Origin of the sequence: Sorangium sp. So ce204 (assembly GCF_051526795.1) — a bacterium.
In the GTDB taxonomy this organism is placed as follows: Bacteria; Myxococcota_A; Polyangia; order Polyangiales; family Polyangiaceae; genus Sorangium; species Sorangium cellulosum_B.
In genome coordinates, this window is record NZ_CP150317.1 from 11,200,744 (window position 1) to 11,224,652 (window position 23,909).

Consider the following 23,909-nt stretch of genomic DNA (forward strand, 5'->3'; position numbering starts at 1 on the left):
AGCACCGAACGCCCGCATGGCGACGAGGCAAGGAAACATACGTCCGTTATAACGGAAACTACGACGTTATACAAGACAATTCTCTCGCCGCGGAGCGACGGCCCGAGGTCCTGCCAGAGGTCCTGCCAGAAAAGCCGGCCGATAACGAGCCGTCGCCGGAAACAGCGTCGCGCGGGCGCTCGCTACCCGACCAAGGTCGGGTGTCGGTCCGCGCCGGGCATCCGTGGTGGTCGGGTAGACTCGGACCGTCCCGCAGCAGGACGCTCGACCTTTCACGCTCGATGACCATGGCAGCAATGACGCCCGAAAATTCCGGTGGAGACGGCTCCGGCGAGCCGATGCCGGTCGACGTGGTTCATCTGGAGCCGCTCTGGGAGGACGGCGAGGTCGGCCTGTCGCGAGGGCTCCGTCGCAGCGACGGCGCGCGGATCCTCACCGCGATCGGCCTGATCGCCCGCCTCGAGCACGAGCTCGCGCTCCGCCACGCGATCGAGCCGTCGTGGGGCGCACGGCCGCTGGGGCTCGCGCGCGCGGTGGGACGGCTCGCGCTCGTCCTCAGCGATCCGGGCGGCGAGATCCTGGCGCGCCTCGTGGGTCGCCCGTGGGAGACGACGGCCTTCTTGCGCGTGGCGATCGGCCTCGGCATCGCCCTCGACCGCGTCCACGACCGCGGCATCACCCACAGGGACCTCAAGCCGGCCAATATCCTCGTCGACGTCCGGGCCGGCGCCGTATGGCTCACCGGCTTCGGCATCGCGTCGCTGTCGCTGCGCGAGCAGCAGAACGCCGGCGCGCCGGTGCCCGCGGGGACGCTGGCGTACGTGGCGCCGGAGCAGACCGGGCGCATGAACCGCCCGGTCGACGCGCGCAGCGACCTCTATTCGTTCGGCGTCACGCTCTACCAGCTGCTCACCGGCGTGCTCCCGTTCAGCACCACCGAGCCGGCGGAGCTGCTGCACGGGCACCTGGCGCGGGAGCCCAGGCCGCCGCACGAGCTCGCGCCGGCGATCCCGCCGCCGATCTCGGCGATCGTGACGAAGCTGCTGGCGAAGGCCCCGGAGGACCGCTACCAGTCGGCGCGCGGGGTGCTCACCGACCTGCGGCGCTGCCTCGCCGAGTGGGAGTCGTTCGGGCGCGTCGAACCATTCCGGCTCGGCGCGCAGGACGTCTCGCGGCGGCTTCGCGTACCCGAGAAGCTCTACGGCCGCGAGCGCGAGATCCACGAGTTGCTGGCGACCTTCGGCCGGGTCGTGTCCGCCGGCGAAAAGGAGCTCGTGCTCGTCACCGGATATCCCGGGGCCGGCAAGTCGTCGCTCGTGAACGAGCTCCGGCGCGCGCTGTTGCCGGCGCGGGCGCTGTTCGCCTGCGGGAAGGCCGACGAGTCGACGCGCGATGTCCCGTACGCGTCGGTCGCGCAGGGCCTCCGCACGGCGGTGCGCGCGATCCTGGCGCAGAGCGAGGACGAGGTCGCGCGCTGGCGCGAGTCCCTGCAGCGCGCGCTGGGACCGAACGGCAAGCTGGTCGTCGACCTGGTGCCCGAGCTGGCCCTCGTCATCGGTGAACAGGCCCCCGTCGCCGAGCTGCCGCCGGAGGAGGCGAACAACCGCTTCTGCGCGGTGTTCCGCCGCTTCCTCGGGATCTTCGCGACCGCCGAGCGCCCGCTCGTGCTGTTCCTCGACGACCTGCAGTGGGCCGACGAGGCGACCCTCGCCCTGCTCGAGCACGTGATCCGCCAGGACGACGTGAAGCATCTGCTGGTCGTCGGCGCCTACCGCGACAAGGACGTCGGCGCCGGGCACCCGCTTTCGCGGGCGCTCGAGCGGATGACCGCGGCCGGCGCGACGCTGCGCGAGATCGCGGTGCCGCCGCTCCAGGTGCAGGACGTCGAGAAGATCCTCGGCGGGGCGCTCGGCTGCAGCCGCGAGCACGTGCGCCCGCTGGCGCGGCTCGTCTACGAGAAGACCAGCGGCAATCCGTTCTTCGCCATCCAGTTCGCCTCCGCGCTCTACGATGACGCGCTGATCGGCGTCGACCCGGCGAGCGGCAGCTGGACGTGGGACGTCGCGCGGATCCAGGCCCAGAACTTCACCGACAACGTCATCGAGCTGATGATGACGCGCTTCGGCGGCCTGCCCCCGGCCACGCGCGAGGCGCTGAAGGACCTCGCCTGCCTCGGGCGCACGGCCCCGGCGCGGACGCTCGAGGACGTCCACGGCGAGCACATCCACGCGGCGCTGGCGGAGGCGATCCGCGCGGGCCTTGTGTACCAGCTCGACGGCGCCTACTCGTTCCTCCACGACCGCGTGCGCGAGGCCTCGTACGCGCTGCTCAGCGAGGCGGAGCGCCCGGCGGCCCACCGGCGGATCGCGCGGAGGCTCCTGGCCAGCACGCCGGGCGAGCGGCGCGAGGAGGCGGTGTTCGACATCGTCAACCAGTACAACGGCGGCTCGTCGCTGGTCGTGGAGGACGATGAGCGGCTGCTGCTCTCGGAGCTCAACCTGCTCGCGGGCGGGCGGGCCAAGGCCGCGAGCGCGTACGCCCAGGCGCTCAGGTACCTGACGCAGGCGCGCGCGCTGCTGCCTGCCGACAGCTGGCAGCGCTGCCCGGCGCTGGCGTTCCCGATCGAGCTGGCCGTCGCCGAGTGCGAGTGGCTGAGCGGCGCGAGCGACTCGGCCGAGGCGCGGCTGTCGCGGCTCTCGTCGCGCGTGACCGACCCGGTCGACCTCGCGGCGATCGTGTGCGTGCAGATCCACCTGTACACGACCACCGATCGGTTCGATCGCGTGGTGCCGATCGGCCGCGACTACCTGCGCGGCGTCGGCATCGCGCTGCCGGCCGCGCCGACCGACGACGAGGTGCGCGCGCAGTACCAGGACATGCGCGCGCGGATGGGCGAGCGCTCGATCGAGTCGCTGCTCGACCTGCCGCGGATGACCGACCCGCGGCGCCGGGCCGCGATCGACGTGCTGTCGCTGCTCGCGACGCCGGCGTACTTCGTCGACAAGAACCTCTACGCGCTGCTCATCCTCCACATCGTCCTGCTCAGCCTCGAGCACGGCAACACCGACGGCTCGGCGCTGGCCTTCTCGCTGCTCCCCAGCGTGATCGGGCCGCGCTTCGCCTCGCATCGCGACGGCTACCGGTTCGGCCAGCTGAGCGCCGACCTGGTCGAGAAGCGCGGGTTCGACCGCTACGCGGCGCGCGTGCTGATGGTCTTCGCGACCCATGTGATCTCGTGGACCAGCCACCTGCGGGCCAGTCTTTCGATCACCAAGCGGGCCTGCGAGAAGGCGCTCGAGAGCGGCGACCCCTACGGGGCGTACTGCGCCGGGTTCGCGGTCACCTACCTCCTGGCCGCGGGCGCGCCGCTGGCCGAGGTCCAGCGCGAGGCCGAGGGCGCGCTGGGCGTGGCCCGCCAGGCCGGCTCCGCGTTCGCCACGGAGCTCATCGGCGCCCAGCTCGACCTGATCCGGACCCTCCGCGCGCCGCTCGGCGGCGACGGAGCCCCGGCGGCCGGCGACGAGCGGCCCTTCAGCGACCCGTACGATTCGGGCGCCCTGCTCGCCGTGTTTCGCTGGGTCCGCGAGCTCCAGGGCTGCTTCCACCGCGAGCGCTACGACGAGGCCGTGGCCCTGGCCGCGCGGGCGCGCGAGCGCATCGACGTCGCGGAGCGGTTCTACGAGGAGGCCGAGTTTCACCTGTACTCCGCGCTGGCCCACGCGGCGGTCAGCGACGGGAGCGCGGGCGGCGGTCACGTCGAGCGGGTGGCAGCGCACCACGCCCAGCTGGCCGCGTGGGCCGAGGATTCGCCGCAGACCTTCGGCTGTCAGGCGGCGATGGTCGAGGCGGAGCTGGCCCGCCTGGAGGGCCGCGAGCTGGCGGCGGAGCGCACCTACGAGCAGGCGATCCGGCTCGCGCGCGAGGAGGGCTTCGTGCAGTTCGAGGCGGTCGCCAGCGAGCTGGCGGCGCGCTTCCACGAGCGCCGCGGGTTCGCCACGATCGCGGCGGCGTACACCCGCGAGGCGCGGGACCTCTACGACCGCTGGGGCGCGCGCGGCAAGGTCGAGCTGCTTTCGCGGCGGCTGCGGGCCGGTCGCTCGGTGGTGTCGTCCGGCGAGACGCTGCTCGAGCGGCTCGACGTCGCGGCGGTGCTCCGCGCGTCGCAGGCGCTGTCGAGCGAGATCGTCCCCGAGCGGTTGATCGAGGCGTTGATGCGCACGACGGTCGAGAGCGCCGGGGCGACGCGCGGGGTGCTGGTGACGCTGGCGCGCGGCGAGGTCGAGGTCGCCGCGGTGGCGACGACGCGCGAGGAGGGCGTGGCCGTGCGGCTGCGCGACGCCGGAGCGCCCGCGGAGGAGCTGCCGGAGACCGTCATCCAGTACGTCGTGCGCACCCGCGACAGCGTGCTCCTCGACGACGCCCTGCAGGCGCACCCGTTCGCGGGCGACCCGTACATCGCCGCGCGCCGCTGCCGCTCGCTGCTGTGCCTGCCGCTCGCCAAGCAGTCGCGGCTGATCGCGGTCCTCCAGCTCGAGAACACGCTCACGCCGCACGCCTTCACGTCGGAGCGGATCGCCGTGCTGACCCTGCTCGCGTCGCAGGCGGCGATCTCGCTGGAGAACGCGCGCCTCTACGCCGAGGTGGGCCGCTCCGAGGGCCGGCTGACGCGGATCATCGACACCATCCCGACGCTCGCCTGGTCGGCCCGGCCTGACGGCTCGGCGACGTTCTTCAACCGCCAGTGGCTCGACTACACCGGCCTCTCGCTGGCGGAGGCGCAGGCGCAGCGCCACCCGAGCGCGACCCACCCCGACGACACGGAGGCGGCGCGCTCGCACTGGCAGCGGCTGGTGCGGTCGGGCGAGCCAGGCTCGTTCGAGGCCCGCCTGCGCCGCGCCGACGGGGTCTATCGCTGGTTCTTGACGCGGGCGCAGCCGCTGTACGACGAGCGGGGGATCGTCGAGTGGTACGGCACCAGCACCGACATCGAGGATCGCAAGCAGGTCGAGGAGGAGCTCGACGCGCGGGTCCGCTTCTGGACGCTGCGCTCGTCGATCTCGAGCCGGCTCGCGGCCTCGCCGACCGACCGCCTCGACGCGGAGATCGACAAGGCGCTGGCCGAGGTCGGCGGCTTCTTCGAGGTCGACAGCATCTTCATCTTCTGGTTCTCGCACTCGGGCACCGACGCCGTCAGCACGCACACGTGGGCCAAGTCGGGCGTGGCGCTGCCGCCGAGCACGGTCACGATGTTCCGCGAGAGCGTGGACGAGCTGCGCCGCGGCGAGGACGTGCCGGTCCACGACGTGATGCGGATGCCGGAGCACAAGCGCGACGAGGGGCTCGCGCTCGAGGCGATGGGGATCAAGTCGATCATCGCGCTGCCGCTGGTGGTCGGCGGGGTGACGAGCGCGTCGCTCAACCTGGCGTGCACCTCGCGGTACGTGCTGTGGACCGACCCGATCCGCCAGCGCCTCCGGATCCTCGGCGAGGTGTTCGCCAACGCGCTCGTCCATCGCCGGGCCGAGCTCGACCTCGAGCGCTCCGAGTCGGCCCTCCACCGCGCGCAGACCGACCTCGCCCACGTCACCCGCATCACCATGCTCGGCGAGCTGGCGGCGTCGATCGCCCACGAGATCAACCAGCCGCTGACCGCGATGATGGCCGAGGCGGCGGCGTGCACCAACTGGCTGGCGGCGCCGCGGCCGAAGCTCGACGACGTCCGCGACTCGCTGGCGGCGATCGCCAGCGAGGGCAGCCGCGCCGGCGAGATCTTGCGGCGGATCCGGGCGCTGCTGTCCCGCTCGTCGATCGAGACCAACTCGTGCGACCTCACCGCCGTCGTCCACGCGGTGCTGCCGGTCGTGCGACGACAGCTGCTGCAGTCCGAGGTGGTGCTCGAGACGGCGCTACGGCCGAGCTTGCCGGCGGTCGTCGGCGATCCAGTCCAGCTGCAGCAGGTGGTCCTGAACCTGATCCTCAACGCGAACGACGCTTCGCGCGACGTCGAGCCGAGCCGCCGCCGCATCACGGTTCGTACGTTCGTCGAGCGGGGCGACGCCGACGGGTCGGTCGTGGTCGAGGTCGAGGACTGCGGCATGGGCATCGGCGGGGCCGACCCGGCGAGCCTGTTCGAGCCGTTCTTCACCACCAAGACCAACGGCCTGGGGATGGGGCTGGCGATCAGCCGCTCGATCATCGAGCGCCACGGCGGCCGGCTCTGGGCGCAGCCCAACGCGTCCGGCATCGGTGCTACCTTCGGCTTCTCGCTCACGGCGATCTCGCGCGACTTGCAGCGGAGCTCCGGATGAACGCGACCTCGACCCTCTCCTCCCCGGCCCCGAAGGTCTTCGTCGTCGACGACGACGCGTCGGTGCGCGCCAGCTTGAGCCGGCTCCTCGCGTCCGTCGACCTCACGGTCGAGACCTTCCCGTGCGCCGAGAGCTTCCTGTCCGCCGATCACTCCGACGCGCGCGGCTGCGCGGTGCTCGACGTCAAGCTGCCGCAGCTCGACGGCCTCGAGCTGCAGCGTCGGCTCTCGGACGCCCGGGTCAACCTGCCGATCATCTTCCTCACCGGGCAGGGCGACATCCCGATGTCGGTGCGGGCGATGAAGGCGGGGGCGGTCGAGTTCATGACGAAGCCGTTCCGGCCGGAGGACCTGATCGCGGTCGTCCGCGAGGCGATCGAGCGCGACCGCGTGGCCCGGATCGAGCGCGACGACCTGGCCGCGCTGACCGGCCGCTACGAGTCCTTGACCGCCCGCGAGCGCGAGGTGATGCGCGGCGTGGTCGCCGGCCAGCTCAACAAGCAGATCGCGGCGGAGTTCGGCACGCGCGAGGCGACGGTGAAGGAGCAGCGGGCCAAGGTGATGGAGAAGATGCGGGCCGGCTCCCTCGCCGAGCTGGTGCGCTTCGCCCTGCGCCTCGGCCACCTCGAGGGTGCCGACGGAGGACGAGGCCGATGAACGACGAACGGCTGATCGCGATCGTCGACGACGACGCGTCGCTGCGCCGCTCGCTCGGCAACCTGCTCAAGTCGACGGGCTTCAACGTCGAGACGTTCGCCTCCGCGGAGGCGTTCCTCGCCGCCGGCAAGATCGAGGCGATGGACGTCCTGGTCCTCGACGTCCGCATGCCGGGGATGAGCGGCGTCGACTTGCTCGTCGAGCTGACCCGCCGCGCGTCGCGGCTGCCGGTCGTCGTCCTCACCGCCCACGGCGACGAAGACGTGCGCAAGCAGTGTTTCCGCGCCGGCGCCGTGGCCTTCCTGACCAAGCCGTTCCAGCCCAAGGACCTGCTCGACGAGATCCATCAGATCACGCGCGGCGACTGAGCTGCTCGAGCGCAGCCGCCGCGCCGCGGCCGCGCGAGCGCAGCCGCCGCGCGAGCGCCGCGCTAGGCCCGGTCGAGGCCGAGCGCCCGGGCCACGCCGGCCCCGTAGGCGAGGTCGGCCTTCATGCAGTTGGCGACGTGCCGGCGCTGGATGTCGACCGACGCGCCGCCGAGGGAGCGAGCGGTGTTGTCGAACAGCGCCTGTCGCTGCGCCGGCGACATCAGGCGGAACAAGCGACCTGGCTGCTCCCAGTGGTCCTCGTCGGCGCGATGATCCCAGTGGGCGGCATCTCCCGCGACGGGCAGCGGCGGCTCACCGGCGCCGGCGTTGTCGTCCCATTCGCCGTGTCGGTTCGGGAAATAGCTGGTCGTGGCGCCGAGGTTGCCGTCGACGCGCATCGCGCCGTCGCGGTGGAAGCTGTGAAACGGGCACTTCGGCGCGTTGACGGGGATCTGGTTGAAGTTGACGCCGAGCCGGTAGCGCTGCGCGTCGCCGTACGAGAAGAGCCGCGCCTGCAGCATCTTGTCGGGCGAGAGGCCGACGCCGGGGACGATGTTGGCCGGCGAGAACGCGGCCTGCTCGACCTCGGCGAACACGTTGTCGGGGTTCTTGTCGAGCTCGAGGACGCCGACCTCGATGAGCGGATAGTCGGCCTTCGGCCAGACCTTGGTGAGGTCGAACGGGTTATGCCGGTGCGTCCGCGCCTGCGCCTCGGTCATGACCTGAATGCAGAGCTTCCAGCGCGGAAACCGCCCCGCCTCCAGGCTCTCGAACAGGTCGCGCTGGTGGCTCTCGCGGTCTCGCCCCACCACCGCCTCGGCCTCGGCGTCGGTGAGGTTGTCGATCCCCTGCTGGCTGATGAAGTGGAACTTGACCCACACGCGCTCGTTCGCGGCGTTGATCATGCTGAAGGTGTGGCTGCCGAAGCCGTGCATCGTGCGATAGCTGCGCGGAATCCCGCGGTCGCTCATCACGATCGTCACCTGGTGGAGCGCCTCGGGCAGCGACGTCCAGAAGTCCCAGTTGCTCTCCGCGCTGCGCATCCCGGTCCGAGGGTCGCGCTTGACCGCGTGGTTGAGATCGGGGAAGCGCAGCGGGTCGCGGAAGAAGAACACCGGCGTGTTGTTGCCGACGATGTCCCAGTTCCCCTCTTCGGTGTAGAACTTCACCGCGAAGCCGCGGATATCCCGCTCGGCGTCGGCGGCGCCGCGCTCGCCGGCGACCGTCGAGAATCGCACGAACACCGGCGTCCGCTTGCCGACCTCGGCGAGGAGCCTGGCGCGGGTGTACCGCGTGACGTCGTGAGTCACGGTGAACGTCCCGCAGGCGCCCGAGCCCTTGGCGTGCATGCGCCGCTCGGGGATCACCTCGCGGTCGAAGTGCGCGAGCTTCTCGATCAGCCAGAGGTCCTGCAGCAGCGCGGGGCCGCGCGGACCGGCGGTCTGGATATTCACGTTATCGACCACCGGCGCGCCGGTGGCATGCGTCAACTTCGGTTTGGACATGCGTCGACGCTAGTTCGCGACCAGGCCGGCGCAAACCCGACGATGGTCGGGTGACGTCGTCAGGCCACGTTCCCCGGATCGCGCGAGCGCCGCGGCGCGCGCGGCCCGCCCTCCTGTTCAGGCGAGGTGCTGCTTGAAGAACGCGTCGGTCCGCCGATTGGCCAGCGTGGCGTCGGCAGCGTCGTAGCGGGCGCCGCCCGGACGGGCAAACGCATGGTTGCGGCCCGGGTAGGTGTGGATCTCGACATGCTGGTTGTCCCGCAGCGCGGCGCGGATCGTCGCCTGGGCGTCCTCGCCGATGTACTCGTCGTCGCCGGCGAGGTGCATCAGCAGCGGGCGCTCGATGTTCACGCCCTCGGCCACGTATTTCTCGGTGCCTCCACCGTAGTAGGCGACGAAGACATCGGCATCGGCGCGCGCCGCGGTCAGGAACGTGAGCAGCCCGCCGAGGCAGTAGCCGGTCACGCCGACCTTGCCGGAGGCGCCGGGCATGGCGCGGGCGGCCGCGACAGTGGCCGCGATGTCGCGGGGCCCTTTGTCGAAGTCGTAGGCGCCATACAGGGCGAAGCCCTTGGCCACGTCGCCTTCGTCGCTCTCGCACATGTCCACGCCCCGCTGGGCGCGCCAGAACAGGTCGGGACAAACGGCGATGTACCCCTTCTCGGCGTAGGCGTCGGCGATGCTGCGGATCCCGGCGTTGACGCCGAAGATCTCCTGGATCACGACGATCACCGGCGCGACGGCGGCCCCGGGACGCGCGACGTAGCAATCGAAGCTGCCATCGTCGGTCTGGACGGTGAGACGATCGTTCATGCTGGGCTCCTCCGGTTGGTTGATGGCCGGTTCCGCGCACGAGATGTGGGCGGTTCGACGCGCCCGAGCACGACCACGACCACGGGGGCCGTGAGCGGCGTCGGCGCCAGCTCCGGCGTCGAGAACCTGGGCCGGTATGGACGGGATCTTCGGCCGAGAACACCCGACCAAGGTAGGATGGCCCCCTCGCTCCCCCGAGCGGAGCCTCGGAGACGCCTCCGTTGCCGCCAGCACCGGCCCACCCACGTTGCGCCCCATGACGACCTCGCACGACCCCGCAGCCGTCTGCTTGCGCGACGACGGCGAGCTCGCGCTCTACCGCAGCAGGGAGGGACAACCGACGTTGATCTTGCGGCCGGCTCACGCGCCTGCGGCGGACCTGCTGCAGAAGCTGGAGAATGAGTTCGCGCTCCGCGAGGAGCTGGATCCGGCGTGGGCGGTGTGCCCACGTGAGCTCGACTCCAGGCCGGGCCGCACGAGGCTCTGGCTGGAGGATCCCGGCGGTGAGCTGCTCGCCCATCGGGTCGGACGCGCCTGGCCGATAGGCGACTTCCTGCGCGTGGCGCTCGGCTGGACGCGCGCGCTCGACAAGCTGCACGCGCGCGGCATCGTGCACAAGGACATCAAGCCCGCGAATGCCCTGGTCGACGTCGACAGCGGCGCGGTGTGGTTGACCGGCTTCGGCGCCGCCGCGCGCGCGACGGACGAGCAGCGCGCGCGGCCGCCGGCCCTGGTCGGCAGCCTGCCGTACATGGCGCCGGAGCAGACGGGACGCATGAGCCGGGCGGTCGATACGCGCAGCGACCTGTATGCGCTGGGCGTCTCCTTCTACGAGCTGCTCACGGGCGGCCTGCCGTTCGCCGCGTCGGAGCCGATGGAGTGGATCCATTGCCACGTGGCCAAGCAGCCAGCCGACCCGCGCGATCGCGTGGCCGAGCTGCCGGCGCCGCTCGCCGCCATCGTCATGAAGCTGCTGTCCAAGCCGGCGGAGGAGCGCTACCAGACCGCGGCCGGCCTGGCGCGCGATCTGGAGCGCTGCCTGCTCGACTGGAGCGCGCACCGCCGCATCGAGCCTTTCTCGCTCGCGAGCGGGGACGCACGCCACCGCACCATGCCCGAGCGCCTGTACGGTCGCGACCGCGAGCGCGACGCGCTGCTCTCCGCCTTCGAACGGGCGCGCACGAGCGGCGCTCCCGAGCTCGTGCTCGTGTCGGGTTACTCGGGGATCGGCAAGTCGGCCCTCGTCGACGAGCTGAGGCGGGCCATCGGCCGGCGCGCGGCGTTCGCCTCGGGGAAGTTCGACCAGTTCAAGCGCGACATTCCGTATGCCACCTTCGCCCAGGCGCTCGAGAGCCTGGTGCGGCAGGTGCTCGGCCGGCCCGCAGAAGAGCTCTCGACGTGGCGAGAGGCGCTGCGGCACGCGCTCGGCACGCACGGCGGCCTGGTGACGAACCTCGTTCCCGACGTCGAGTTCATCGTGGGACCGCAGCCGCCGGCGCCCGAGCTGCCCCCGCACGACGCCAAGCAGCGCTTCCAGCTGATCTTCCGGCGCCTGATCGCTGTGTTCGCCAGGCCCGAGCAGCCGCTCGTGCTGTTCCTGGACGACCTGCAGTGGCTCGACGCAGCCACGCTCGACCTGATCGAACACCTGGCCACGCACCCCGAGCTCTCGAACCTGCTGATCGTGGGCGCGTTCCGTAGCAACGAGGTCGACGCCGAACACGCGCTGCACCGCCTCGTCGCGCGGCTGCGCGCGGCGGCCGGACGCGTGGAGGAGATCTCGCTCGAAGCGCTGGCCCCGCCCGCCGTGGCCGACCTGCTCGCGGACGTCCTGCAGGCGGACGCCGCCGAGCTCGCGCCGCTCTCGGAGCTGGTGCGCGAGAAGACCCACGGCAACCCGTTCTTCGCGATTCAGTTCATCAACGCGCTCAACGAGGTGGAGCTCCTCCATTTCGATCCAGCGAGATCACGCTGGCGCTGGGACCTCGAGCGCATCCGAGCGCGCGGCTTCACCGACAACGTGGCCGAGCTGATGATCGAGAAGCTGACGCGGCTGCCGGAGCCCACGCGTCGCGCGCTGATGCACCTCGCCTGCCTCGGTAGCTGCGCGCCCATCGAGGCCCTCTCGCTCGCGCTCGGCGCCGGCGAGCGTGAGCTGACAGCCGCGCTGGACGACGCGCTGCGGAGCGGGCTCGTGGTGCGTGTCGAGCGTGAGTATTGCTTCCTGCACGACCGCGTGCAGGAGGCTTCGTACGCGCTGATCGACCCGCGCGACAGGCCCGCCCTGCACCTCGCCATCGGCATGAGGCTCTCCGCGGAGTCGGCCGAGCGCGCGCGCGAAGAGGGCAGCTTCGACATCGTGAACCAGCTCAACCGCGGCCTCGACCTCCTGCGCACGCGTCGAGAGCGCATGCGCGTGGCGGAGCTGAACCACGCGGCGGGGCGCCGCGCCAAGGCCGCATCGGCGTACACCTCGGCGCTCGTGTACCTGGAGGTGGCCGACGCGCTGCTCGACGAAGGCCGATGGGAGAGCGACTACGCGTTCGCCTTCGCGCTCGGCCTGGACCGCGCGGAGTGCGAGCTGCTCGCCGGCGAGCTCACGGCCGCCGAGGCGTGCTTGACTGAGCTCGCGCCGAGGGCCGCCAACCTGGTCGACCGCGCCGCGGTCGCGCGGCTCCGCATCCTGCTCTGCACGACGGCGGGTCGAAACGGCATGGCCGTGCAGGTCTGCCTGGACTTCCTGGGTACGATGGGCATCGACTGGACGCCGCGGCCCACGCGCGACGAAGTGGAGAGGGAGTTCCAGAGCCTGTGGGACGAGCTGGGTGATCGCAGCATCGAGTCGCTGATCGAGCTGCCGGTCAGCAACGACAGCTGGCGCGCCGCGCTCGACGTGCTCACGGCGGCGCAGCCGCCCGCGCTCTTCACCGACAGCGCCCTGCACGATCGCCTGGTCGCGCGCATGGCGCGCCTCAGCCTCGCTCACGGCAACAGCGACGGCTCCTGCTACGCCTACGCGGTGCTGGGCGTGGTGCTCGGCTCCACTTTCCGCGACTACCCTGCCGGCAACCGCTTCGGCAAGCTGGGCTTCGATCTCGTCGCGGCGCGCGGCTTCGATCGCTTCAAGGCGCGCGCGTACATGTCCTACGGCGCGCACGTGAACACGTGGGCCCAGCACATCGACACCAGCCTGGTGCTTGTGCGGCGGGCGCACGCCGCCGCGCTCGAGGCGCTCGACCTGACCTTCGCCGGCTTCAGCAGCGAGACGCTCGTGACGCTGCTGCTCGGGAGCGGCGCGCCGCTGTCGGAGGCGGCGCGCGAGGCGGAGCGCGGGCTCACGCTCGCTCGTCGTACCGGCTTCGGGCTGGTCGAGGACATCATCACCTCGCAGCTGCAGCTGATCCGGCTGCTCCGCGGCCACACGCGGAGCTTCGCCTCGTTCGACGACGACGACTTCGACGAAGCCAGCTTCGAGCAGCACTTCGCCGAGGACCAGCAGCTCGCCTTCGCCACCTGCTGGTACTGGATTCGCAAGCTGCAGGGGCGGTTCTTCGCGCGCGACTACGCGGCGGCGCTCGCCGCGGCCCGGCAGGCCGAGGCGCTCTTGTGGACCTCGCCCGGTCATTTCGAGGTGGCCGAGTTCCACTTCTACACGGCCCTGGCGCGCGCCGCGCTCTACGATGCGAGCGCGCGCGAGGAGCGCACGCGCCACGCCGAAGCGCTGTACGAGCACGAGCGCATCCTCGCCTTGTGGGCGCGTCACTGCCCGGACAATTTCGAGAACCGAGCCAAGCTGGTCGCGGCGGAGGTGGCGCGCATCGAGCGGCGCGAGCTCGCCGCGGAGCGGCTCTACGAGGAGGCCATCGACTCCGCGCGAAAGCACGGCTTCACCCAGAACGAAGCCGTGGCGAGCGAGATGGCCGCCCGCTTCTATGCGATGCGCGGGTTGAGCGGCGTGGCCCTGGCCTATCTCAGGTCGGCGCGTGACGGCTACGCCCACTGGCAGGCGACGGGAAAGGTCACGCAGCTCGAGCTGATCGAGCCGCGCCTGCGCGAGGAGCCCTCGCTCACGCGCTCCAGCGTCGGGGCGGCGCGCGTGGAGCAGCTCGACCTCGCGCCCTTCCTCAAGGCGTCTCAAGCGCTCTCGGGAGAGATCCAGCTCGAGCGCTTGATCCGCACCTTGATGACCATCGCGCTCGAGGGGGCCGGCGCGGAGCGCGCGCTCTTGGTCACACCGCGGGGCGAGGAGCTGTGGGTCGAGGCGGAGGCGGTGACCGCGGCCGACCACATCGAGGTGCGGCTCGTTCGTGAGCCCACACCAGCGAGCGATGCGCCCGCGTCGATCCTTCGCTACGCGGTGCGCACACGGCAGCCGCTCCTCCTCGCCGATGCCGCGCAGGACGCGCGTTTTGCCGCCGATGAGCACGTACGGCGCGCGCGCCCGCGCTCCATCTTTTGCGTGCCGCTCGCCAAGCAGGCGCGGCTGTCCGGCGTGCTCTATCTGGAGAACAACCTCGCGTCGCACGCCTTCACGCCCTCGCACCTCACGCTGCTCGAGCTGCTGGCCTCGCAGATGGCCATTTCGCTGGAGAACGCGCGGCTCTTCGACGACCTGCAGCGCGAAAACACCGAGCGCCGCAAGGTGGAAGAGCTCTTGCGCCGCACCAAGGCCTATTTGGCCGAGGCCGAGAGCTTGACGGACACGGGCAGCTTCGGCTGGAAGTTCGCGACCGGAGACCTGTTCTGGTCGGAGGAGACGTATCGCATCTACGAGGTCGAGCCGAACACAAGGCCTTCGCTCCCGCCGCTCCTGGAGCGCGTACCCAAGGAGGAGCGCGCGAACGTGCAGCAGGCGTTCGAGCGCGCCAAGCGCGAGGGGCAGATGATGCTGGAGCACCGGCTGCTCTGCGCCGGCGGGCGCGTCAAATACCTGCGCATCCGCGGACGCGTCCGCACCAGCTCGGACGGCAGCGCCGAGATCGTGGGCGCGGTGATGGACGTGACCACATCGCGACGCGCGGCGGAGGACCTCGAGGAGGCGCGCGCGCAGCTGGCCCACGTCGCGCGTACCACCACGCTGGGCGAGCTCGCCGCGTCGATCGCGCACGAGGTCAATCAGCCCCTCGCGGCCATCGCCGCGGACGCGAGCGCGGGCGTCAACTGGCTCGATCGCGCGGAGCCCGATCTGGTCGCCGCGCGTGAGTCGCTTGTCGCGATCGTGAACGACGGCCATCGTGCCGGCGACGTGCTCGCGCGGATTCGCCGCCTCTTGACGCGCTCGGCCGCGCACCGCGAGCGTTGCCACCTGGACGCCGTGATCAGCGCGGCGCTGCCGGTCGCGGAAGCCGAGCTGGCGCGACGTCGCATCGCGCTCGAGCTCGGGCTCCGATCGGGCGGGGCGCAGGTCTTCGCCGATCCGGTCGAGCTGCAGCAGGTCATCCTCAACCTCTTGCTCAACGCGGCCGAGGCCTCGCGCGATCTGCCGGAAGCGCGCCGGCGCGTGCGCCTGGAGACGGCGCTCTCGGAGGGCGACGACCGCGTCTGGGTCGTGGGCGCCGTCTCCGACGCGGGTGTCGGCCTCTCGCACGTGGACGGCGCGCGGTTGTTCGAGGCGTTCTACACCACGAAGCCCGGAGGGCTGGGCATGGGATTGTCGATCTCGCGCTCGATCCTCGAGCGCCACGGCGGCCGGCTCTGGGCCGAGCCAAACCCTGTATTTGGCGCGACGTTTCGCTTCGAGCTGCCGGCCGTCGAAGAAGCCTGAGCGGCGCGGACAGCGATGAAAGGCCGCGGCCCCTCGTGTCCGCGGCCCTCGCCCTCACGACTGGATGAACTCCAGCAGATCCGGATTGACGACGTCCGGGTTGATGGTGCACAGGCCATGCCCCAGGCCCTTGTAGACCTTGAGCGTGCCCTTCTTGAGCAGCTTGATCGACAGCAGCGCCGAATCCGCGATCGGCACGATCTGGTCGTCGTCGCCGTGCATCACGAGCGTGGGCACGTCGATCTTCTCGAGGTCGCTGGTGAAATCGGTCTCCGAGAACGCCTTGATGCAGTCGTGGTGCGGCTTGATGCCGCCCATCATGCCCTGCCGCCACCAGTTGTCGACGACCCCCGGCAGCGTCCTGGCCCCTGGGCGATTGAACCCATAGAACGGCCCTTCGGGCACGGCGCGGTAGAACTCCGCGCGGTTCGCGACGAGCGCGGCGCGGAATCCATCGAACACCTCGATGGGAAGGCCACCGGGATTCTTGTCGCTCTTGACCATGATCGGCGGCACGGCGCCGATGAGCACGGCCTTGGCCACTCGGCCGTCCTGCCCGTACTTCGCGACATAACGCGCCACCTCACCGCCGCCCGTGGAGTGGCCGATGTGCACGGCGCCCTTGAGGCCGAGGTGAGCGGTGAGCTCCGACACGTCGCGGGCGTAGGTGTCCATCTCGTTGCCGTCGGAGGTCTGCGACGAACGCCCGTGACCGCGGCGATCGTGCGCGATGACGCGAAAGCCCTTCGCAAGGAAGAACATGAGCTGCGCATCCCAGTCGTCCGCCGACAGCGGCCAGCCGTGGTGGAACACCAGGGGCCGTCCGCTGCCCCAGTCCTTGTAGAAAATCTCGACGCCTTCCTTGGTCTTGAAAATCGGCATGTGGCTCTCCTTCTATCTATCGAATGGCGTGGCGCAGGAACGAGGCCACCTGTTCGGCGGCGAGCTGCGGGTACTGATGCTGCGGGCCATGCCCCGACTCGGGATACACGGCCAGGTGTGCGCTGGGGATCTTGCGGTTCAGCGCGAACCAGTTGTCCACGGCGGTGCTGATGTCGTTGTCGCCGCTGATGATGAGCAGCGGCGTGCGCGTGACCATCAGCTTCTGCAGCCGCCCGGCCGCATCGACGTGATACTCCTCGGCCGCGGCGAGGTAGGCCTTGATCGCCTCGGGGGTCGACGGGATTTTCTCATCGACCCCGGGGCGCACGCGGATGCGGTCCCGCGACTCCTTCGCCATCTTCCGGCTGAACTCCGACCTCGGCTCGAAGAACAGCACGATCTCATCGTCCAGATCATTCACCGGCTTGAACGCGCGGTCGATGAACGCCTGTTGAATTTCCACCGCGCGCTTTCCCGGCGGCGCCGTGCCCACGAGGATCGCGTGCGTGGCGCGGCCGGGATGCTCGACCACCACGGTCTGCGCCACCGTGCCGCCCCATGACCAGCCCAGGAGGATGAATTTCTCGAGCTTCATGGCGTCCGCGAACGCGATCACGAAGTCCGCGGCCTGGCCGATGCCCGGCGGCAGCTTGCCGTCCGAGTAACCCACGCCCGGATAGTCCACCGTGATGATGCGGTTGTTCTTCGCCAGCTCATCGAGGAACAGCGGATCCCATGTGTCGAGCGTGCCGCGCATGCGCGTGAGGAGAACCATGGGTTCGCCCGCGCCGATGCTGCGGTAGGCAATCTTGTCGCTTCCGACCTGTACGTACTGCGTGGGTGCGCTGGCCGCCATATCGCCTCCTCTCTGTGCGTGGTGCGTGGGTGCGCTTGCTGTCTTGTCTGCAGGCAGCCCGGAGCAGCCCACCACGGCGAGCGCAAGCAATCGTGCAAGCAAAAGAACGAAAGAGATCTTCTTCATGACGGAGATCTCAGGCGATGCGCGCGTTGATCCAGCCCACCACGTCGGCCATCACCCGCTCTTTGCCGAGGTCGTTGAGCAGATCGTGGAAGTGCCCCTCGTAGAGCTTCAGCGTCTTGTCGCTCGAGCCGGCCTTGTCATGGAAGAGCTGGCTGCCCGCGGGCACGGTGGCCTTGTCCTCGGTGCCGTGCATGATGAGCAAGGGCAGCGTGAGGGTCCCGAACTCCGCGCGCATGCGGTCGGTGGCCTTGAGCAGCGCCGCCACCGTGCCCGCCGGCTGGACTTCGCCATGGGTCAGCGGATCCGAGTTCAGCTTCTGCAGGGCCTGCGGGTCGCGCGTGAAGTCCTTCTCATGCAGCTTCAGCACCGGCAGCTTCGGCGCCACGCGCCCGAGGAAACGCACGAGCGACAGCACGGGCTTCGGCGCCCACACCTCGAACGCAAAGCTCTCGCAGATGAAGCCGGCGATCTCTCTCTGATGATCGAGCGCCCAGGTGCAGGAGATCACCCCACCCATGCTGTGACCCAGCACAAACACCTTGAGGCCGGGCTCGCGTTTCTTCACCAGGGCGACGAACGTCCCCAGATCGTCCGTGTACTCGGAGACGTCATTGACGAACAGGCGCGGCCCCTCCGATTTGCCGCGCCCGCGGTGGTCGTAGGCGTACACGGCAAAACCCGCCGCCGACAGCTGCTCCCCCGACCACTGGTATTGCCCGCTGTGCGCAAGAACGCCGTGGCAGAGCACCACGGCCGCGCGCGGCGTCCCCGCCGGCCGCCAGGAGCGCATGTGGAGGCGCGTGCCACCGCCGCCGGTGAATGTTTCTTCTTTCATGGGAGGTCCTCGTTAGAGATGGCGTTTGAAAACAACTCGAGCATGCGTGGGTGGCTCAGCGGGCGGCGTCGTCGCCATGGTCGGGCTCGGGCGCGGGCACGCCGGTGATCTTGGGCGCGCACTCGCGGGAGAACCACGCCGCGCTGAGCGGCTCCCCGGCGAGGAGCCGCCGCGCGGCCGGGCCGACCTGCTCGCCGAGGAGCATGCCGCACAGCCCGATCAGCGCGATGATCGGCGGCGCGGGTGCGCGCACGTTCAGCACGCTGTAGAGGGTGCCGACCAGCACGCCGACGCCCAGCGAGATCAGGTAGAGCTTCATGCGCTCCTAGTGGCCGCCCTCGGAGGCGTTGAACATGGACTTGGCGTAGATGATGCCGAGGCCGTAGGCGCCCCCGAGCTCTGCGGCGATCCCGGTGGTCGCGCCGTACGTCTCGCCGCGGGCCCAGTCGCGCTGGAGCTCGAGCAGGTATTGCAGCGCGGTCAGCGGGCGCGCGCCGGCCTGGACCATGCGCGTGACGGCGCGCTCGTGGGCCTCGTCGGACACGTCGCCGCAGGCGTCGGTGATCACGTAGACCTCGAAGCCCTGCTCGATCGCCGACAGCACGGGGCCGACGATGCACACGGAGGTCCACAGGCCGGCGATGACGAGGCGCGACTTGCCGAGCTTGTTGACGCGGGCGATGATGTTGGCGTCCTCCCAGCAGTTCATGGTGGTGCGATCGATGATGTCGAGCTCCGGCTGGGCGGCGCGGATCTCGGCGAAGATCGGGCCCGAGAAGGTCTTCTCGGCCACGGTGGTGAGGATCGTGGCGACGCGGAAGACGCGGGCCGCGCGGGCCGCCAGGGTGGCGTTGTTGCGCAGCAGGACGCCGTCGATCGAGCGGGTGGCGAACGCCATCTGCGGCTGGTGGTCGATGAGGATCAGGGTGTGATCGCCGGGGGTGAGCAGCGACTTGGCGGGAGCGGCGGTGGCGGTGGGCATGGTCTTTGAATCCTTTTTGGTGAAGATGAGACGAATGAACGAACGGTGACTGTCAGAGCTCGAGGGGCAGCCAGGAAGCGACGAAGTCGACGTCGCGGGTGCTGCCGGCGTGGGCCGCGGAAGAAGCGGCTAGAACACGGCGCAGGGGCAGGCGAGGCCGTGGTGGTGATGAGGGCGGCGAGCGCGCCGGCTCAGCGCGCGGGCGACCACGCCGGGGTCGTAGCCGCCGTGCTGCGCGGGCGGGGCCCAGCCGGGGCTGAACGGCAGCGGCGGGGGAGCGAGGCCGCCGAATTCGCCGCTGGCGTGGACGACGTCGCCGCCGACCACCGTGAGCACCGAGGTGATGTCGCGGATCTCCGCCTCTGGCACAACGAAGTAGTCGTCGGACAGCACCGCGAGGTCGCCGAGGCGGCCCTCGGCGACGAGGCCCCGCTGGCCGTCCTCGCCGGAGAACCACCCGTTGCCGGCGGTGTAGAGGCGCAGCGCTTGCTCGCGCGACAGGCGGGCGCCGGGGCCGAGCAGCTCGGTGCCGCCGACGCTGCGACCGGAGACCAGCCAGCCGAGGCCGACCCACGGGTTGTAGCTGGCGACGCGCGTGGCGTCGGTGCCCCCGCCGACGGGGATCCCCGCGGCGAGCATGCGCCGCACCGGCGGGGCGTCGCTCGTCATCTCCGGGCCGTAGCGGTGGAGGAAGTGCTCGCCCTGATACGCCATGCGGTGCTGGATGGCGATGCCGCCGCCGAGCGCCGCTATCCGGTCGATGTTGCGCGCCGACACCGTCTCGGCGTGATCGAAGAACCACCGCAGGCCGGCGAACGGGACCTTTCGATTCACGGCCTCGAACACGTCGAGCATGCGCGAGATCGACTCGTCGTAGGTGGCGTGCAGGCGGAACGGCCAGCGACTCGCGACCAGGTGCTCGACAACGGCGCCGAGCTGCGCCTCCATGTGCGGCGGCAAGTCGGGCCGCGGCTCGAGGAAGTCCTCGAAGTCGGCGGCCGAGTAGACGAGCATCTCGCCGGCGCCGTTGAGCCGATAGTACTCGTCGCCGCGGCCAGGGCTGACGGCCTTGGCCCACTGGCTGAAGTCCTCGAGCTCCTGCCCTGGGCGCTGGGTGAACAGGTTGTAGGCCAGGCGCACGGTCAGCTGCTTTGCGGCCGCGAGCTCCTCGATGATCTGGTAATGCTCGGGGTACTGCTGGAAGCCGCCGCCGGCGTCGATCGCCCCGGTGATGCCGAGGCGGTTGAGCTCGCGCATGAAATGACGGGTGCTGTTGCGCTGCTCGTCAGGGCCGAGGCTGGGGCCCTTGGCCAGCGTGGCGTAGAGGATCCACGCGTTCGGCTTGGCGACAAGGAGGCCTGTCGGCTCGCCGTGACGGTCGCGCTGGATCACCCCGCCCGGCGGGTCGGGCGTGTCGCGCGTATAACCGACGGCCCGCAGCGCGGCGCGGTTGAGCAGCGCCTGCGCGTAGAGGTGGAGCACGAACACCGGGGTGTCCGGCGCGGCGGCGTTGAGCTCGTCGAGGGTCGGCATGCGCCGCTCGGCGAACTGGAACTCCGACCAACCGCCGACGACGCGGACCCACTGCGGCGGCGGGGTGATCTGGGCCTGCGCGCGCAGCCGCCTCAGGGCCTCGGCCAGCGAGGCGACGCCGTCCCACCGCAGCTCGCTGTTGTACGTGAGGCCGCCGCGGATGAGGTGGAGGTGTGAATCGATGAGGCCGGGGATCGCCCGCCGGCCGCGCAGATCGATCGTGCGGGCGCCGGCGCCGGCGCGGCGCAGGACGTCGGCGTCGTCGCCGACCGCGACGAATCGCCCGCCGCGGATCGCCGCCGCCGAGGCCGCGGGCGCCCGCGGATCCATGGTGGTGATTCGCCCGTTGAAGAGGATGAGCTCGGGGTCGGCGCTGGTTGTCATAGGCAGGGTCCGCGCGGAAGATGGCAGAGGAATGGTGGACGGGAAACCCGACCTTAGGGGGGTGAGGGCTCCCCGGCGCCTCGTAGCGCTCCTCCGTCTCGAACCACGATCGCGGCGCGAATCACGGCCTGACGTCGCGCGCCGTTCCCATCGGCCCATCCATCGATGACCGGCGCGCGATCGTCGGGATCGAGACACCCGACCTTGGTCGGGTCGTCCTCGCCGAAGATCCCGTCTATGGCCACCTGGCGCACGGCGCCCGGGCCGATGTCGACGCCCGCACCACCCGCGCTCGGCCACGGGCAGATACCGTCGCATGGATCTCGAAGCGGATCCGCTGACCTTCCACCCGAGAGAGGCCCTCCAATGACGCAATCTTCGATCCCCGGCTACACCTTCGGCACGCCGCACGTCTCCGCGTCGCCCGTCACGGACGCCGACTTCGCGCTGCTCAAGCAGACCGTCCTGCTCGGCGACGACGACCTCCGCTACCTGCGCATGGCGGGAGAGGTGCTCGGCGACCAGATCGAGGCCGTGCTCGACGTCTGGTACGGCTTCGTCGGCGCGAACCCTCACCTCCTGCACTACTTCAGCGGCGCTGACGGTCAGCCCAACCCGCGCTACCTGAGCGGCGTGCGCCAGCGCTTCGGCCAGTGGATCCGCGACACGTGCGCGGCCCGCTACGACCGCGCGTGGCTCGATTACCAGCACGAGATCGGCCTGCGCCACACCAGCGCGAAGAAGAACCGGACCGACGGCGTGACGTCGGCCGCGCCGCACATTCACCTCCGTTACCTGATCGCCTTCATCGTCCCGATCACCGCCACGATCAAGCCGTTCCTGGCCAGGAAGGGCCACACGGCCGCCGACGTGGAAGGGATGCACGCCGCGTGGTTCAAGGCGGTGACGCTGCAGGTCACGCTGTGGAGCGTGCCCTACGTGGCGCCGTCGGCGTTCTGACGGCGCTGGGCCATCGCGGGCCGCCGCGCTCATCCGTGATCCGTCGACGTGGAAGAGGCTGCGGCCCCCGCTGGCGAACGTCGCGTCCCGCACCAGCGAAAGGAGTGAACCGTCATGAATGAGGCTTACGCGCCGGACTCGACCGGCCTGTTGTTCATCGATCCGTACAACGATTTCCTCAGCGAGGGGGGCAAGCTCTGGCCCCTCCTGAAAGACAGCATTCAGGAGCACGCCGTCCTCGATCACCTCCGCCAGATCGTCGCCGCCGCGCGGGGCGCGGGCATTCGCGTGTTCGTCGTCCCCCACCACAGGGCCGAGCCGACGGATTACTCCACGTGGAAACACCCCACTCCGTACCAGCTCTCGTCCGCCAAGCTGCAGGTCTTCGCGAAGGGCTCGTGGGGTGGAGAATGGCACCCGGACTTCGCGCCTCGAGAGGGCGATGTCGTTATCAAGGAGCACTGGGCGCAAAACGGCTTCGCGAACACCGACCTCGACCAGCAGCTCAAGCAGCACGGCATCCAGCGGGTCATCCTCGTCGGCCTCATCGCGAATACGTGCGTGGAGGCCACGGGGCGGTTCGCGATGGAGCTCGGCTATCACGTCACGCTGGTGAAGGACGCGACCGCCGCCTTCGGGCCGGAGATGATGCGCGCCGCCCACGAGCTCAACGGGCCGACGTTCGCGCATGCGATCGTGACCACGTCGGAGCTGCTCTCCTCTCTTCAGCAGGCAGTCGGAAGGCACTAGAGCGGTTTTCAGCTGGGTCTGGTACAAAAGCTGCTGCTCGGGCTCACTGATTCCCTATGCTGCAGGGCATCCCCGCTGGCGGAGCGCGAGAGCGCTCGCCGGGCGGCGCCATCCTCCGGGTTGCGCCGGCACGCGAGGGAGGTGGGCGACGCGGTGGACGGATGTAGCCGGCGTGCTGAAACCAACCTTTGGCGTCGCGATCAGTTACCAGACCGATGGCTCGGCCCATGGCTCGGTATACCTGCGGAACCGAGCGCGGGGCGGCGGCGCGGGTGAGCTCCTTGACTTTGCTGCCGCAGCCTTCCACCGGCGACAGGTCAGGCGAATAAGGCGGCAAAATCCAGAACTTTGCCCCGCGCTCCTCGACGGCAGCGCGAGCACCGGGAGCACGGTGTGCACCCAGCCCGTCGACAACGATCACATCGCCGGGCTGCACTCGAGGAGCGATCCGGTCGCGGATGTACGCCTCGAAGATGGCGCCGTTCATGGACCCCTCGAAGGCCATCGGTTCTACAGCGCCGCCGAGATTCAGCCCGACGATGAGCGTGATCTTCGGGTCGGTGTTACACGGCACCCTGCCGTGCGCCCGACGCCCGCGACGCGCACGACCGTACCGCCGCGCCATCCCGCGATGCAGACCGAACTCGTCGAAGAAGGTGATGTGGCGTGCGCCTACTCTTCGTGCTCGCCGCCGGAACTGAGCGCGGCGCTTGCGGACGGCGGGCCGATACTGCTCGCTCGCTCGAAGCGTTTTTTTTTCTCGTGATGCCCAGCCGCTGCAGCGCCCGATGCATCGTCGGGATGCTGACACGCACCTCCTGCCGCTGCTCGAACTGCTCAGCCAACTCGGCCAGCGTCCGGTCGTTCTTTTCCTCGACCAGCTTGCGCACCTCATCCAGCCCCGCCCGGTCGATCTTCGGCCCCACTCCACCACCGTGCGGCAAGGGCGCAAGGCTGCCTGTCGCGCGCACCTGGGTGAGGTAATTCTGCACAGTGTTCGGCGCGACCGAGAAACGCTCCGCTATTTCCCGAATGCTCCCCTCGCCGTTGACGTAGGCATCGACGATTCGCCGGCGCAGATCGAGACTGTACGGGCTCATGGGGCAGACCTTGGGCAGGTCCTGTGCCACGATCCGGTGCGGTCGAGCTCGGGCTGTAGCAGACTCGACTGAAAGCCGCTCTAGAGC

16 protein-coding genes are annotated in these 23,909 nt (G+C 70.3%); 6 read left to right on the forward strand and 10 right to left on the reverse strand.

Annotation, left to right across the window (positions count from 1 at the left end):
• The first annotated feature begins 296 nt into the window (after positions 1-296).
• Genes WMF22_RS42245 through WMF22_RS42255 form a run of 3 tightly spaced genes read left to right on the forward strand, consistent with a single transcriptional unit; the run spans position 297 to position 7,332 of the window.
• Positions 297-6,308, forward strand: a complete 6,012-nt coding sequence (locus tag WMF22_RS42245; protein WP_438033408.1) for an AAA family ATPase — start codon at positions 297-299, stop codon at positions 6,306-6,308.
• Positions 6,305-6,964, forward strand: a complete 660-nt coding sequence (locus WMF22_RS42250) for a response regulator transcription factor (RefSeq protein WP_437295590.1) — start codon at positions 6,305-6,307, stop codon at positions 6,962-6,964. The genes WMF22_RS42245 and WMF22_RS42250 overlap by 4 nt, the downstream gene beginning before the upstream one ends.
• A complete protein-coding gene (locus tag WMF22_RS42255) occupies positions 6,961-7,332 on the forward strand; it encodes a response regulator (RefSeq protein WP_437295591.1) in 372 nt (123 codons plus the stop codon). The genes WMF22_RS42250 and WMF22_RS42255 overlap by 4 nt, the downstream gene beginning before the upstream one ends.
• 62 nt (positions 7,333-7,394) lie before the next feature.
• On the opposite strand, the gene WMF22_RS42260 is transcribed toward WMF22_RS42255, so the two are convergent.
• Complete coding sequence (locus tag WMF22_RS42260) at positions 7,395-8,837, reverse strand: catalase (RefSeq protein ID WP_437295592.1); 1,443 nt, start codon at positions 8,835-8,837, stop codon at positions 7,395-7,397.
• A 117-nt stretch (positions 8,838-8,954) separates the two neighbouring features.
• Positions 8,955-9,650 carry a dienelactone hydrolase family protein gene (locus WMF22_RS42265; RefSeq protein WP_437295593.1) on the reverse strand — a complete coding sequence of 232 codons (696 nt, stop codon included), beginning with the start codon at positions 9,648-9,650 and terminating at the stop codon, positions 8,955-8,957.
• Positions 9,651-9,906: 256 nt separating this feature from the next.
• On the opposite strand from WMF22_RS42265, the gene WMF22_RS42270 reads away from it, so the two are divergent.
• Positions 9,907-15,414, forward strand: coding sequence for a trifunctional serine/threonine-protein kinase/ATP-binding protein/sensor histidine kinase (locus WMF22_RS42270; protein ID WP_438033409.1), 5,508 nt, complete (start codon positions 9,907-9,909; stop codon positions 15,412-15,414).
• Positions 15,415-15,468: 54 nt separating this feature from the next.
• Here WMF22_RS42270 and WMF22_RS42275 read toward each other — a convergent pair whose 3' ends face one another.
• The 6 genes from WMF22_RS42275 to WMF22_RS42300 all read right to left on the reverse strand — a co-directional run bounded on the left by WMF22_RS42275 (position 15,469) and on the right by WMF22_RS42300 (position 21,012).
• On the reverse strand, positions 15,469-16,296 hold the full coding sequence (locus WMF22_RS42275; protein WP_437295595.1) for an alpha/beta fold hydrolase: 828 nt from the start codon (positions 16,294-16,296) through the stop codon (positions 15,469-15,471).
• Between the two features lie 16 nt (positions 16,297-16,312).
• The gene (locus tag WMF22_RS42280) at positions 16,313-17,278 is read right to left on the reverse strand and encodes an alpha/beta fold hydrolase (protein WP_437295596.1); all 966 of its coding nucleotides are present in this window, start codon (positions 17,276-17,278) and stop codon (positions 16,313-16,315) included.
• Between the two features lie 10 nt (positions 17,279-17,288).
• Positions 17,289-18,113 carry a lysophospholipase gene (locus WMF22_RS42285; RefSeq protein ID WP_437295597.1) on the reverse strand — a complete coding sequence of 275 codons (825 nt, stop codon included), beginning with the start codon at positions 18,111-18,113 and terminating at the stop codon, positions 17,289-17,291.
• Between the two features lie 55 nt (positions 18,114-18,168).
• Positions 18,169-18,432, reverse strand: a complete 264-nt coding sequence (locus WMF22_RS42290; protein ID WP_437295598.1) for a XapX domain-containing protein — start codon at positions 18,430-18,432, stop codon at positions 18,169-18,171.
• Between the two features lie 6 nt (positions 18,433-18,438).
• The gene (locus tag WMF22_RS42295; RefSeq protein ID WP_437295599.1) at positions 18,439-19,095 is read right to left on the reverse strand and encodes a hydrolase; all 657 of its coding nucleotides are present in this window, start codon (positions 19,093-19,095) and stop codon (positions 18,439-18,441) included.
• Between the two features lie 129 nt (positions 19,096-19,224).
• Positions 19,225-21,012, reverse strand: a complete 1,788-nt coding sequence (locus tag WMF22_RS42300; RefSeq protein WP_437295600.1) for an amidohydrolase — start codon at positions 21,010-21,012, stop codon at positions 19,225-19,227.
• Positions 21,013-21,378: 366 nt separating this feature from the next.
• Here WMF22_RS42300 and WMF22_RS42305 point away from each other — a divergent pair, with 366 nt between their 5' ends.
• Positions 21,379-21,972: a protoglobin domain-containing protein gene (locus WMF22_RS42305; protein WP_438033410.1), complete on the forward strand. Its 594-nt coding sequence runs from the start codon at positions 21,379-21,381 to the stop codon at positions 21,970-21,972.
• A 114-nt stretch (positions 21,973-22,086) separates the two neighbouring features.
• Positions 22,087-22,722: a cysteine hydrolase family protein gene (locus tag WMF22_RS42310; RefSeq protein ID WP_438033411.1), complete on the forward strand. Its 636-nt coding sequence runs from the start codon at positions 22,087-22,089 to the stop codon at positions 22,720-22,722.
• Between the two features lie 43 nt (positions 22,723-22,765).
• Here WMF22_RS42310 and WMF22_RS42315 read toward each other — a convergent pair whose 3' ends face one another.
• Positions 22,766-23,347: a transposase gene (locus tag WMF22_RS42315; RefSeq protein ID WP_437294640.1), complete on the reverse strand. Its 582-nt coding sequence runs from the start codon at positions 23,345-23,347 to the stop codon at positions 22,766-22,768.
• On the reverse strand, positions 23,286-23,822 hold the full coding sequence (locus WMF22_RS42320) for an IS630 transposase-related protein (RefSeq protein WP_437294639.1): 537 nt from the start codon (positions 23,820-23,822) through the stop codon (positions 23,286-23,288). The genes WMF22_RS42315 and WMF22_RS42320 overlap by 62 nt, the downstream gene beginning before the upstream one ends.
• Positions 23,823-23,909 lie beyond the last annotated feature (87 nt).

Excerpts from the sequence above, each read along its gene's own strand:
- WMF22_RS42270 (WP_438033409.1), top strand. The coding sequence starts at position 9,907 with ATGACGACCTCGCACGACCCCGCAGCCGTCTGCTTGCGCGACGACGGC.
- WMF22_RS42285 (WP_437295597.1), bottom strand. The coding sequence starts at position 18,113 with ATGAAAGAAGAAACATTCACCGGCGGCGGTGGCACGCGCCTCCACATG.
- WMF22_RS42290 (WP_437295598.1), bottom strand. The coding sequence starts at position 18,432 with ATGAAGCTCTACCTGATCTCGCTGGGCGTCGGCGTGCTGGTCGGCACC.
- WMF22_RS42295 (WP_437295599.1), bottom strand. The coding sequence starts at position 19,095 with ATGCCCACCGCCACCGCCGCTCCCGCCAAGTCGCTGCTCACCCCCGGC.
- WMF22_RS42310 (WP_438033411.1), top strand. The coding sequence starts at position 22,087 with ATGAATGAGGCTTACGCGCCGGACTCGACCGGCCTGTTGTTCATCGAT.
- WMF22_RS42275 (WP_437295595.1), bottom strand. The coding sequence starts at position 16,296 with ATGCCGATTTTCAAGACCAAGGAAGGCGTCGAGATTTTCTACAAGGAC.
- WMF22_RS42305 (WP_438033410.1), top strand. The coding sequence starts at position 21,379 with ATGACGCAATCTTCGATCCCCGGCTACACCTTCGGCACGCCGCACGTC.
- WMF22_RS42250 (WP_437295590.1), top strand. The coding sequence starts at position 6,305 with ATGAACGCGACCTCGACCCTCTCCTCCCCGGCCCCGAAGGTCTTCGTC.
- WMF22_RS42265 (WP_437295593.1), bottom strand. The coding sequence starts at position 9,650 with ATGAACGATCGTCTCACCGTCCAGACCGACGATGGCAGCTTCGATTGC.
- WMF22_RS42260 (WP_437295592.1), bottom strand. The coding sequence starts at position 8,837 with ATGTCCAAACCGAAGTTGACGCATGCCACCGGCGCGCCGGTGGTCGAT.
- WMF22_RS42245 (WP_438033408.1), top strand. The coding sequence starts at position 297 with ATGACGCCCGAAAATTCCGGTGGAGACGGCTCCGGCGAGCCGATGCCG.
- WMF22_RS42280 (WP_437295596.1), bottom strand. The coding sequence starts at position 17,278 with ATGAAGAAGATCTCTTTCGTTCTTTTGCTTGCACGATTGCTTGCGCTC.
- WMF22_RS42300 (WP_437295600.1), bottom strand. The coding sequence starts at position 21,012 with ATGACAACCAGCGCCGACCCCGAGCTCATCCTCTTCAACGGGCGAATC.
- WMF22_RS42320 (WP_437294639.1), bottom strand. The coding sequence starts at position 23,822 with ATGAGCCCGTACAGTCTCGATCTGCGCCGGCGAATCGTCGATGCCTAC.
- WMF22_RS42315 (WP_437294640.1), bottom strand. The coding sequence starts at position 23,347 with ATGGCGCGGCGGTACGGTCGTGCGCGTCGCGGGCGTCGGGCGCACGGC.
- WMF22_RS42255 (WP_437295591.1), top strand. The coding sequence starts at position 6,961 with ATGAACGACGAACGGCTGATCGCGATCGTCGACGACGACGCGTCGCTG.